Source organism: Bacillus sp. EB106-04-02-XG92 (assembly GCF_058791995.1).
Map to the genome: position 1 here is coordinate 40862 of NZ_JBYTEA010000014.1, position 12088 is coordinate 52949.

The window sequence follows — 12088 nt, forward strand, 5'->3', positions numbered from 1 at the left end:
CTTTCCCCTCCACTACCGCTACCACTGCAAATTCATCATTTAAAACCAATGAACCCACATGTTTGCATTAACCACTCCGCATATAGTGATATATTTTATGCTACCTAGCCTTATCTCCCCTTCATAACTTCTTTTTCAAGTTGATTCCTACATGTAAACATCGCAATAATCTTTGTGCGATTTTTTTCATCAGGCTCAAATTGTTCGACGGTTACGTCACAACGAATTGTTACTATTAATTTGTGACTTTTGATTAAATGAAAATCGCCTCTTATAGAGCGCAGTTTTACTTATATTCATTCTTATGCAAATTCTGAGGCATATTCTTCGTATGTCTTTAATGTATTAAGCAATCGAGCTGATTCAATCATGATTTCGTTCGATGAATCAGTTACACAAATGACAATAAATCGATTATCATCTCCGTCTCCAAACAAGCCTTCTGATTCAAGTTCCATTAACACATTTAACGTTTCTTTCAACAGTGTATTTACTCGTATGTTAAAGTCCTCTTCGACGATATCATGATATTTGTTAATAAATTTGTTCACTTCATCAAACATTCCAAAATCGTCCCATTCGCTCCACTCAACAGCTCCGTATCTATAATAATTGTATAAAGGGTCCGACTTATTAACTTTGATTAGTCTTTCTTTATTAGCCACTGGTCCAATGCTACTGACACAATCGTCTGTTAATATGGCGTACCCATATATTGTGTCAACACCGCACCTAGTTATAAGTTCGTTATAATGACAACGAATTGCATTTTTCAACTCAACATAAAAACGTTCTTGCAGTTGCATTTTCATCGTATTTCCTCCGTTTTTTGTAGCGATCTGTCGTTACATATTTCAATCTTAACATGAAAATCAACATGAAACGTTAACTGAGCCAAAATAAGAAAAACCGAAACTAAAATCATTTCGGTTTTTCAAACTAATGAAGTCTATATTTATTTTAAAGAATGTACAAACAACCCACTGCGCAGTTTCGGTTCAAACCACGTTGACTTTGGCGGCATAACTTCTCCAGCGTCTGCGATTGCTAATAAGGATTCCATTGATGTCGGATATAACGAGAACGCCGCTTTATATTCACCGCTATTTACAAGGCGTTCTAGTTCTTCTAACCCGCGGATTCCTCCGACAAAATCAACGCGTGAATCAGATCGCGGATCGTGTATTTCAAGTACTTGGCTTAATAAATGATCTTGCAGAATAGATACATCCAAACCTTTCACGAGATCATTCGCATCAAACGTTTCCTCTTTCACTGTGAGCTTATACCACTTCTCATTTACATACATTCCAAATGTTTTTGGCTCATTTGGTTTATACGGAGAAACAGCCGCTTCTTCTACATAAAAGTATTGCGTGATTTGTTTTAAAAACTGTTCTTCTGATAAGCCGTTTAAGTCTTTTACAACTCGGTTATAGTCCCAAATAGATAACTCATCATGAGGGAATAAAACAGATAGGAAGAAATTAAACTCTTCTTCTCCTGTGTAATTCGGATATTGTTCTCTTCGCATGAGTCCTACTTTTGCTGCTGATGCGGAGCGGTGATGCCCATCTGCAATATAAAGATTAGGAATATCTTCAAATAAGTTTACTAAACTTGTAATTACTTCTTCATCAGCTATTTTCCAGGCAACATGCTTAACGCCGTCTTCTGCTGTAAATGTATAGATTGGCGCATGTTCTTCTTTCCAGCTGGCAATGAAACGCTTTATCTCTTCTTTTGTACGATACGTTAAAAAGATAGGACCTGTATTTGCATCACACACATCTACGTGGCGAATACGATCTAATTCTTTTTCATGACGCGTTCTTTCATGTTTTTTAATTGTATCATCTTCATACTCATCAATAGATGTACAAACGACAAGGCCTGACTGCGCTCTTCCTTGCATCGTCAATTCATAAATGTATAACGCTGGCTCTTCGTCTTGAATGAACACTTCTTCTCGTATAAATCGGCTTAAATTTTCACCCGCTTTTTCATATACGCGATCATCGTACGGTGAAAGTGCCGGGTCTAAATCAATTTCTGCTTTATCAACGTGTAAGAAAGAATAAGGATTCCCTTTTACAACCTCTCTTGCTTCTTCACTATTTAATACGTCATACGGTAAAGCTGCCACTTCCGCTGCTTTTTCTTCTACTGGACGAATGGCCCGAAACGGTCGGATTTTTGCCAAGTTCCTCTCTCCTTTACACAATCATTCGAACGGCTACAACACCTGTAATTTTGCTTATATTTTCCACAATATTCTCTTTTATTATATCATCAATTCCGTTATCAATATCAATCATTGTGTACGCCCAAGAATGTTTACTACGATTAATCATATCAGCAATATTAATATGATGCTCTGCTAAACATCCTGTAATTTGTCCTACCATGTTCGGAACGTTTTGATGCATGATTGTAATTCGTTTCTTTCCGATATACGGAAGTTCTACGTTTGGATAGTTTACTGAATTACGGATATTTCCTGTCTCTAAATATTCACGTAATTGACGCGCTGCCATTACTGCACAATTTTCTTCCGATTCAGACGTAGATGCACCGAGGTGAGGCGTCGCTGTTACGTTTTTCATTTTAATCACGTTTTCATTCGGGAAGTCAGTTACGTAATGCGCAATAACCTCTTCTTCTAACGCTTTTTGAAGAACTTTTTCATCTACAAGTTCTCCTCTAGAGAAATTGAATAAACGCATACCTTTTTTCATCTTTTCTACAGCGTGTTCACCAATAATCCCCTTCGTTTGATTCGTAAGAGGAATATGAAGTGTAATATAATCACACGTTGCGAAAATTTCATCTAAGCTAAATGCTCTTTGTACATGTGTAGAAAGACGCCATGCAGTTTCAACTGAAATGTAAGGATCATATCCGACGACGTCCATTCCTAAAGCTAACGCATCGTTCGCAACTAAAGCACCAATTGCGCCAAGTCCGATAACCCCTAGACGTTTCCCTGCAATCTCTGATCCAACGAATTGTTTTTTCCCTGATTCAACAAGCTGTGGTACTTCTTCACCCTCTAAATTTTTCGTCCAGCTTACTCCGTTAATAATATTACGTGAAGACATAATAAGGCTGGCGATAATAAGTTCCTTCACTGCATTTGCATTCGCTCCTGGTGTATTAAATACGACAATCCCTTTTTCTGTACAGCGCTCGACAGGAATATTATTTACACCAGCACCAGCTCTTGCAATCGCCTTTAAGTCTTTTGAAAAATCTTCTTGATGTAAAGAATAGCTGCGAAGTAAAATACCATCTGGGTGATCCATTCTCTCCCCTACTTCATAACGCTCTCCGCTAAGAACTTGTAAACCTTTTTCCGCAATTTGATTTAACGTTTGAACACGAAACATATCCCCATCTCCCTATCTATTCTCAAGCTCAAATTCCTTCATATAATTTACTAATTGCTGTACGCCTTGTACTGGCATCGCATTGTAAATACTAGCTCGCATACCACCGACTGAGCGATGTCCTTTTAGCGTAACAAGACCGCGTTCTTTCGCTTTTTGTAAAAACTCATTGTTCAGATCTTCTGACGGTGTTGTAAACGGAATGTTCATAAGTGATCGATACGTAGGATCAACCGGTGAAGTAAACAATGTTGATTCATCTAAGAAATTGTAAAGAAGTGAAGATTTCATTCTATTCTGTTCTTCAATCGCAGATACCCCGCCCTGTTCTTTCAGCCACTCTAGTACAAGTTTCGTTACGTAAATACTAAAGGACGGCGGTGTATTATATAAGGAGTTATTTTTACTGTAAGTTTCATAGTTTAACATCGTAGGACAAGAGCGATCTGCTCCTCCAATTAAATCTCTTTTTATAATAGCAATCGTTAAGCCCGCTGGCCCTAAATTCTTTTGCGCTCCCGCATATATAAGGCCAAACTTCGTAACATCATATTGTTCTGATAAAATATTTGAGGACATATCCGCAACGAGCGGGACTTTATCTAAATGTGGAACTTCTACATATTTCGTCCCCTCAATTGTATTATTCGTTGTAATATGTACATAATCTAGTTTTTCATCGCTCAGTAAACCGTCCAATTTAGGAATTGTAGTAAACTTCGCTTGTTCAGACGAAGCAATCACTTGTACTTCCCCTACTTTTTCAGCTTCTTGCATCGCCTTTTTAGACCATGAGCCAGTCAATACGTACCCTGCTTTTTTATACGTATTCATTACATTTAACGGTATCATAGAGAATTGTAATGACGCACCGCCTTGTAAAAACAATACATCATATTCATTAGGAATGTTCATTAATTCACGAAGCAGGTTACTCGCTTCATCTATAATACTTTGAAAATATGAAGATCGATGACTCATTTCCATAATAGACATGCCTGTCCCGTTATAATTTACAAGCTCCTTTTGCACTTTCTCTAAAACTGGCAAAGGGAGTATTGATGGTCCAGCTGAAAAATTATACACTCTCTCCATCACCCTGAAAACCTCCCTATTTCTCATTTTTATTAATTTTTAAACTTTCTGAATTATAACCCGAAATATAATACGTGGTCAATTTGTTTTCCACTATTACGGCGCAAGACGCAATGGAATCGCTTGCAAGTGTAAACTACTTTTTATAACCACACAAAAAAGTGTTAAGTACATAATCGTACTTAACACTCTAGTAATAAAATATAATTGCTAATTGTCCGTGAAGAACCGATCAAAAATTTGATAAATTGCAGAAAGACCAATGAGCCAATAAATAGTGTCCACAAGCGCCGGCATAGAACCAAACCATTTCTCAACTACATTGTAATCTAACGCTACAAATAACCAATTCAAACCGCCAAGAATCACCAAAATTACTGTAAGGTAAGACAAAAATTTCATTATGATTGCCCCCTAGGTGATAAGATGGTGAAAGGCCTTTCACTAGAAATATATGTGGTAAAATTCAAAACTTACCTATTTCATAAAATTTATTTTCGGTACCAGCCGTTAATAACTGCCTCTGCTTCTTTACTATGTATTTGATACGCATGCGTACTATCATTAGATCCAATAAACCAAATTGAAAAACCTTTAAAATATGGTTTCGGTTCTAATACATCACGGTAAGCGCGCCATCCGTTTAATTGTATGTCTTTTGAAAACACATTAGAAACATCTGGATTCCACGGATTTTGCAAGCCTAGTTCACGCGCCGGAACGTTAAATCCGCCAAAGTAAACTGGTTTTCCTGTTGCATTATGTAATTGTTCTAGTTGCTGAACAACATTTTGTCCACGATTATATACTGTTGTGGCAAATAAACTTTGCTTCACTTCTTCGTATGATGGATTTCTTTTTCCTGAAACTTCAAACCAACTATCAATACTAACAATATCCACCTTTTTTAAATATGGACGATTTATTTTTTCTATAAACTTCGCTTCATAAGATGGATCAAAGCTTGCAGTTAACCACCAATTCATTTGATACAAAACATTTCCTTTATATTGCTGACGGACGAAATCAATCGTATCGCTCCAATATCCTTCTGCATATTCCATATTCACGAAATTAGAGGCAATCTTGAGCCCGTACACATTGTATTTACTTGTAATCGAATTAAAAATGTCTTGTAAAATAACCGTTTTCCAATTCCAGAAGAAATCATTAATGTTACTTGGGTTCCATTCTGTCTCTCCAACATTCCCCTGCTGAATATACGGGAACGGTTCCACTATAACTTGAATATTACGCTTTAATAATTCTTGAATTAAAATAATAGCTTGTTGCTTTTGCGCTTGATTCATTACCATGTTTGTAGAAGTCACGTTCGGAATATCTACTTGAATTGGTACATTTACTGTATTTAAATTTAAACGCTCTACATCAGCTAAAACTTTCGCTACATTTCCAACTTCCCATACCGTTACGTTTCCTGATTTTATTTTTCCAGATTGAACAGTATTTACATCTGCCTGTACATTTCCTTGAAAACAAAAAGAAAATAGCATGATAAACACTCCTAAAAAACTTATTAAACTCTTATTTTTCTTCACAACTTTCCCCCTATAATTTTTGGCTTTCTTGATTATTTTATACAACGTTTCATATATATTCCACAAAAAATCCAATAAATTTTTATTGATAAAAATGCTATTCATCCTTTATTCACATTTTATTCATACTAAACTCCTAAAAATAGTAAGATAAATAAAAAAGGAACGGATTTCCGCTCCTTTTTTATCTTTTTACGATTATCAATCCATTTCCCTTTTAGGCTCTACCAACATGATGTGGGATTCCTTTTCAGTGAAAGGTTTATGCTCAACGCCTCTCGGGACAATAAACATCTCGCCCTTAGAAATTTTCACCTGTCCATCACGAAAATCGATGAACATCTCCCCTTCAAGCACGATAAATAGCTTATCCGTATTAGGATGCTCATGCCATATGAAATCCCCATTAGCTTTAAAAAGCTGAATTTGATCATCATTCATTTCACCAATCACTCGTGGATACCAATAATCGTCAATTTTAGATAATTCGTCATTTAGTTTAATAGGTTGGTAATGGATAATAATCCCTCCTCATTTTTAACTTCCACTAGATTACAGTAATCTAAGTAAAAAAGTCGTCATTAAGCTTAAAAAGAAAATGCTCAGGCCAGAACTTTTCATTCAGATAGTACAAAGGAGTAATTTCAATGAAAGTTCTTTCAATCCAATGTTTCCTTTAACTCTCCATAAGTATAGAACAGTGATTTTCAAATAAGAATGGACCCCTGTTGACATTAGTATGGATTATTGATGAACTTCTCGCGATATTTAGTAGGCGAAATGCCAACTCGCTTCTTGAAAACTCTACTAAAATAAAAAGGGTCTGGGATTCCAACAGCCTGCGCAATTTGTTGTACAGGCACATCACTTGTACATAACATTTTTTGAGCCATCTTTATACGATAGTTCAATAAATATTCTGCTGGCCCTATACCTGCATGCTTTCTAAACACGTAAGAAAGACGATTTCGATTAACATTATTTTGTTCTGTAAGCATATGTATTGTGATATCTTTATAATAGTATTTGCGAACGTAACTAGATATTCGTTCGAATAAAGTATGCGACTCATAGTTGTTTTCTCTATTAACAACACTTAATAAAGCTTCATTCAACGCTTCGCGAAACAGCATTTCGGTCTGAAACATCGAAATGCCTCCACGCTGATTATACAGATCCCAGAGACGCATAAGTAATTCGACAAGACGAGGAGATTGTCCTGTTAATAATTCAAAATGCTGATGAGTAAAGCCAGAGTCTTCTCGTTCTGAATTGCTTATCCTATATAAAACAAGAATATATTCCCAGTTTATTTCACCAAGCATTTTATGGGCTAATTTCATTTTTGCACCCCCATGTATAACTTTTCCTGGAGAAAGGGTATACGGCGTACCATTAAATTGAAATTGCGTCTTCCCTGTAAGTGGAAATACAAATCCTGGGAAAGAATCTGTAGACTCAGCACAAGGCACACCTGGATTTTTAGCATAACGATATACTCCTTCTACTCGGAAAGGATTATTGGCAAGATACTCTGCTAACTCATTCACGTCCAACTTCACAATGCAAGCCTCATTTCAATAATAGTTTTCTTGTAATTCGCGAGATTAATTTGTGTACATTCTGGGCAACACTAAACTAAAAATAGTCCATACGACTTAACAAGATCTGGTTATTAACCTATAAATATATTGTTTTTCATTTATTGACAAAAGTATCCCCCTATATTATTGATAATGATTTTCATTGTAGTTTGATAAAAAAACATTTGTCAAGTTGGATGGCCTAGAAAAATGACGAAACAAGTGGTACAGAGGGACAGTTCTGTTGCAAATAATACCTGGTCTTTGTTAACTAATTCCCCTCAAAACTGGAATGATCATGTTAATAGTTGTAATAGCTTTATTAGTTACAGCACTTGCATCATGTGGAAATAATCGTAATCCTGAAGAAGTTGCTACAGCGTATTTCGAAGATGCAAAAGAAGGAAATGTTAAAGATTTTGGCGAGTTATTCACTCCTGAAGCGAAGAAAATCGTTGCTTTTGTGGGCGGAAATGCAGACCTAATGAGATCGGTTAGCAAGGATCTTAAAAGCTATAAAATTCGAAAAGTCGAAGAGAAAAATGAAATTGCTACAGTAACTGTTGATGCTGCATATAAAGGTAATCCTAAAAAAGTAATCGTAATTGAACTTGAGAAAACGGATGATGGTTGGAAAATTAGTAAATCATAAAAAAACGGTCTAGAATTCTAGACCGTTTTTTTAGTTCCCTCAATCTTCTTCTTCAAAATCACGTAGATATCTAATTCTTGCACAATGTTAAACATCATTGGCTTTGCTTCATTTATTCCAAAACATTCTATGTAGACAACGATTTCGAATATGGAAACAGACTACTATTAAATTAAATGATAGTAGGCTGGCTGTTAAAATTATTTAAGAACTGGGTTATGTTCTAAATGATAAGCTTTCATTATCAAAAAGATTATTACTAGCCCCCTCCACAAACAAAAACACCCTATCACTTCGGCTCTAAATTTAACACCTTCCCCTCTATCCCATCCGTATTCAATGTAGTCGTATGATACGTTCCATTTACCCAATCATCGATTTGATCATGATACCAATCACTTCTAAAATGTCCTGATTGTCCTGGCCCTACGATATGATAACCATTTGACATATCTTTCGTATCAATCACGAATCGCCAAGACGCTCCGTGATTGACAATACCATTTTCTCCGTAACTCGCTGCTTGAACGGTAACTTGGCTGCCGCCAATTGGAACTGGTTTTTCGCGATTAAATGCAAGTAACGCTAACATACTAGATGATTTTGAAATTGGATGTGTAAAAGCAAGTTGATGGTAATCGCCCCACTTCCACTCCGCAACATTCGGTCCATATTCCTTCTGCAATTTCTTCATTACATTTTCATACGATGTATGCACAACTTTTGTGAAGCCTCCGTACTTCGTAAACCAAGCGCTATTTTCTCCCGCTACTTCTTTTCGAATCAATTCATCAACAACTTGTGACTTCCCTTCAAATAACTCCATCACATCTTTCGGTATTTCTTTTAAAAATAACGTATTCGAAATCTCTTTCATTAACAAATGGAATAGTAATGGTGCTGCTTCATCTTTACTATCGTAAAAATTCCACTTCGTTAATTGCTTTACGCCTTCTTTCTCTACTTCATTTAAGGATGCTTTATTTAACTCTTTTAACAATATAGGAGCAAACTCTTTCCCATATAAGTTTTTTTGGTCCATCTGTAACTCTTCTAAATCTTTCACCGTATACTTTTCCTTCTCTTGTAAAAACTCTTGAATACGCATTTGTCTATATGGTTGTGCCCACGTATTACTAATATGGTACGGATAATGATCATCCACAATTTTATTATTCGCAGTTGAAATAAACCCTTGTTTTGGATTGATTACTTTTGGTAGCTGATCAAACGGGATATACCCTTCCCATTCATATTCGTCAGTCCATCCTGGCACCGGCAGACTACCATCACCTTTTTTACGCACTGGTATATTTCCATTCGCTTTATAAGCAATTGTGCCGTCATTTGATGCAAATACAAAGTTTTGAGTTGGTGTATGAAAGTCTTGAAGTGCCGTTTCAAACTCATTCCAATCTTTCGCTTTATTCATATTTAATACAGCCTTTAATTCAGCAGAAGGCTCCAAAGCAGTCCATTTCAAAGCGAATACTGTTTTCGTTTTCTCTTTCCCCTTATCCGCAAACTCTGAAATAACTGGACCATGTCTCGTAACCGTCACATTATATGGAATTGTTTTCCCGCCTTTTACTTTAATAGATTCATCAACAACTGTAGCTTTTTCCCACTTATCTTTATACAAAAATTCATTTTCATTATTAGGATTTCGCTTCTCAATATATAAATCTTGCACATCAGGACCTGTATTCGTAACGCCCCATGCTATTTTGTCATTGTGTCCTAATATAACGCCTGGTACGCCAGCGAAAATAACGCCACTCACATTCAAATCTTTCATTTCAAGTTTCGACTGATACCAAATTGAAGGCGTCGCAAGAGATAGATGAGGATCATCCGCTAAAATCGGCTTACCAGACGCACTCTTCTCACCGCTTATAACCCAGTTATTACTACCATTAAACTCTGGCGGAATAATCGTTTTTGCAAAACTTTGTGCTACGTCCACATTTGTATTTTCCAGTTCAGCTAGCAATCTAGGCGCATCTTTCGGATATGTAGGAAATAACTCATTTGCTTGCTCTTTCGGCAAATTTTTTAGCGCCCAATATCGAAATGCCTGTCCGTGCCAATGTCCGCCTAAATCAAACGCCATATACTTTCCAATTGTTAACGTATCAACAATGGACCATTCAGCAGGTTCATAGCCCAATATAGTAAACTCAACTGGCAATTTCTTTTCCTCTTTTGCCTCGCGTATAAAAGCGTTCACCCCATCGGCAAATGACTGCAGGGCATATTTCGCTTCCCCGTCATATTGACTAACAGACGCTTCGGCTGCTCGCCGTAAACCGAGCGTTCGAAACAACTTATCTCGATCAACAGCTGCTTCCCCTACAACTTCACTTAACATCCCAGAAGCTTGCCTTCTACTTAAGTCCATTTGAAACAAGCGATCTTGCGCTTGTACATACCCTTGCGAAAAATATAAATCATGTGCATTTTCCGCTTTAATATGCGGTACCCCTTTACTATCCCGCTTCACCATAACAGCACGTTGCAGGTCCTCTAGTTTTATCGTTCCATCTATCTTTGGTACAGACCTAAGCGTATATATGTTCAAAAAAATCGCTATACAAATAACTAACAAAAGGACGATACTACTAGACCAAATAAAAATTCTCTTACCTCTAGTTCGTTTCTTCTTTATGACGACTTCCATATAACCCCTCCTTTCTCAAACTATTCGCTTCTATTTAAGGAAGAACCTTTTAGAAAAGTTGAAAACCCATACTTTCTCATACTATGGATCATACAAACTACATACCTCTCTTTTATGTAAGCCTTCCTTTCCTTCAAGAAAATCTACTCGTCCTATCTTACACCAATTCCTCAAAATCCCCTTCACATAAACAAATGTTCGCTTATTCTGTTCAAACGCAATCTTAAGAGCCTCTAATACTCTTTCTCCTGAAACTTTTTGTATCCACTCTTTCAACTCCTTCACGATATAAGGAGATAGATTACTTATATGTTGTTCGTAAAACTTATACACTTCACTATGCCAAATATCCTTTTCTATCTCTTCTTCCTTCTCCTCAGCAACTACTTCTAAACTACTATTATCCTCTTCTGCCGGCATACCAAAATGCTGCAATAACAATGGAATCTTCCATTCTTCTTCCAGACATGTACGTAAAAACATATGTATGAACTCTTTATTTTTTACAGTCTTTAACTCACGTAACACACACTTCTCTATATTCGTATTTACAATAGGGTTATAGCGTAGCCAATTTAGTATGTATAACTCTTTCGTTTCCGCATCATATAAAATCTTCCCGTATGCAACAAATCTACTTAACAACTTCTCAACAGTCTCCATATTGTAGCCTGTTTCTAGTTCTGCCACACGCTTCGGTAATACGTAAATTCCACATTGCTTCGTTTTCGTACCAGTTAACAAATATATGTAAAAATAACGCTCCTCTGGCGTTAAATCTAGTATGAATTCATCTTGCCAAAAGTTCACCTGCACATTACGGTACACCGCCATATGTTCCCCTCCCCTTGTATTCATAAAAAGACAGATTTCAACCCTTCCATATACATATAGGAATGAGGGCCTGTTTTTTGCGTTTGAATTCCAAATTTTTTTAACTACTACAACGACGGTTTTATTTTTTCGCGCTTTTTTGTTCTTGTAGTTGTTTTTGTTTTGTTTTTTCTTAGTGATTTATTACTTGGTAGGTGCTTATAAGGGGCTTGGAAGGGGCTTAATAGCGGCTAATATAAAAAGGAGCTGCTCCAAATTCTCATTTTGGATAGCTCCTTTAACATCCTTATTACTTT

11 protein-coding genes and 1 pseudogene are annotated in these 12088 nt (G+C 36.4%); 1 reads left to right on the forward strand and 11 read right to left on the reverse strand.

Annotation, left to right across the window (positions count from 1 at the left end):
- Window positions 1-110: 110 nt before the first annotated feature.
- The 9 genes and pseudogenes from AC3WVA_RS24775 to AC3WVA_RS24815 all read right to left on the reverse strand — a co-directional run.
- Window positions 111-230, reverse strand: a pseudogene (locus AC3WVA_RS24775) (enoyl-CoA hydratase); the annotation flags it as partial.
- Between the two features lie 72 nt (window positions 231-302).
- On the reverse strand, window positions 303-812 hold the full coding sequence (locus AC3WVA_RS24780; RefSeq protein ID WP_098521291.1) for a DUF4303 domain-containing protein: 510 nt from the start codon (window positions 810-812) through the stop codon (window positions 303-305).
- A 143-nt stretch (window positions 813-955) separates the two neighbouring features.
- Window positions 956-2203: a DUF1015 domain-containing protein gene (locus AC3WVA_RS24785; RefSeq protein WP_098881227.1), complete on the reverse strand. Its 1248-nt coding sequence runs from the start codon at window positions 2201-2203 to the stop codon at window positions 956-958.
- A gap of 13 nt (window positions 2204-2216) precedes the next feature.
- Window positions 2217-3389: a 3-phosphoglycerate dehydrogenase family protein gene (locus AC3WVA_RS24790; RefSeq protein WP_098346222.1), complete on the reverse strand. Its 1173-nt coding sequence runs from the start codon at window positions 3387-3389 to the stop codon at window positions 2217-2219.
- Window positions 3390-3401: 12 nt separating this feature from the next.
- Window positions 3402-4484 (reverse strand): 3-phosphoserine/phosphohydroxythreonine transaminase, encoded by a 1083-nt coding sequence (serC, locus tag AC3WVA_RS24795; protein ID WP_098521321.1) that lies wholly within the window; start codon window positions 4482-4484, stop codon window positions 3402-3404.
- A gap of 210 nt (window positions 4485-4694) precedes the next feature.
- Entirely contained in the window at window positions 4695-4886 is a 192-nt protein-coding gene (locus tag AC3WVA_RS24800) for a DUF378 domain-containing protein (RefSeq protein WP_000670803.1), read from the reverse strand.
- 89 nt (window positions 4887-4975) lie between these two features.
- Window positions 4976-6043: a glycoside hydrolase family 113 gene (locus AC3WVA_RS24805; RefSeq protein ID WP_341013444.1), complete on the reverse strand. Its 1068-nt coding sequence runs from the start codon at window positions 6041-6043 to the stop codon at window positions 4976-4978.
- A gap of 201 nt (window positions 6044-6244) precedes the next feature.
- The gene (locus tag AC3WVA_RS24810) at window positions 6245-6484 is read right to left on the reverse strand and encodes a cupin domain-containing protein (protein ID WP_000997182.1); all 240 of its coding nucleotides are present in this window, start codon (window positions 6482-6484) and stop codon (window positions 6245-6247) included.
- Between the two features lie 293 nt (window positions 6485-6777).
- Complete coding sequence (locus AC3WVA_RS24815) at window positions 6778-7605, reverse strand: helix-turn-helix transcriptional regulator (RefSeq protein WP_098320631.1); 828 nt, start codon at window positions 7603-7605, stop codon at window positions 6778-6780.
- Window positions 7606-7918: 313 nt separating this feature from the next.
- Between AC3WVA_RS24815 and AC3WVA_RS24820 the strand changes: the two genes are divergently transcribed.
- Window positions 7919-8278 carry a DUF4878 domain-containing protein gene (locus tag AC3WVA_RS24820; protein ID WP_098346225.1) on the forward strand — a complete coding sequence of 120 codons (360 nt, stop codon included), beginning with the start codon at window positions 7919-7921 and terminating at the stop codon, window positions 8276-8278.
- Window positions 8279-8567: 289 nt separating this feature from the next.
- Here the strand turns inward: AC3WVA_RS24820 and AC3WVA_RS24825 are convergent, their stop codons facing one another.
- Complete coding sequence (locus AC3WVA_RS24825) at window positions 8568-10958, reverse strand: penicillin acylase family protein (protein ID WP_098881224.1); 2391 nt, start codon at window positions 10956-10958, stop codon at window positions 8568-8570.
- 81 nt (window positions 10959-11039) lie between these two features.
- Window positions 11040-11792, reverse strand: coding sequence for a DnaD domain-containing protein (locus AC3WVA_RS24830; protein WP_429603989.1), 753 nt, complete (start codon window positions 11790-11792; stop codon window positions 11040-11042).
- Window positions 11793-12088 lie beyond the last annotated feature (296 nt).

What these genes read in the sequence shown, in the direction of transcription:
- AC3WVA_RS24780 (WP_098521291.1), bottom strand. Translation starts at nt 812, where the DNA reads ATGAAAATGCAACTGCAAGAACGTTTTTATGTTGAGTTGAAAAATGCA.
- AC3WVA_RS24790 (WP_098346222.1), bottom strand. Translation starts at nt 3,389, where the DNA reads ATGTTTCGTGTTCAAACGTTAAATCAAATTGCGGAAAAAGGTTTACAA.
- serC (WP_098521321.1), bottom strand. Translation starts at nt 4,484, where the DNA reads ATGGAGAGAGTGTATAATTTTTCAGCTGGACCATCAATACTCCCTTTG.
- AC3WVA_RS24800 (WP_000670803.1), bottom strand. Translation starts at nt 4,886, where the DNA reads ATGAAATTTTTGTCTTACCTTACAGTAATTTTGGTGATTCTTGGCGGT.
- AC3WVA_RS24810 (WP_000997182.1), bottom strand. Translation starts at nt 6,484, where the DNA reads ATGAATGATGATCAAATTCAGCTTTTTAAAGCTAATGGGGATTTCATA.
- AC3WVA_RS24820 (WP_098346225.1), top strand. Translation starts at nt 7,919, where the DNA reads ATGATCATGTTAATAGTTGTAATAGCTTTATTAGTTACAGCACTTGCA.
- AC3WVA_RS24825 (WP_098881224.1), bottom strand. Translation starts at nt 10,958, where the DNA reads ATGGAAGTCGTCATAAAGAAGAAACGAACTAGAGGTAAGAGAATTTTT.
- AC3WVA_RS24830 (WP_429603989.1), bottom strand. Translation starts at nt 11,792, where the DNA reads ATGGCGGTGTACCGTAATGTGCAGGTGAACTTTTGGCAAGATGAATTC.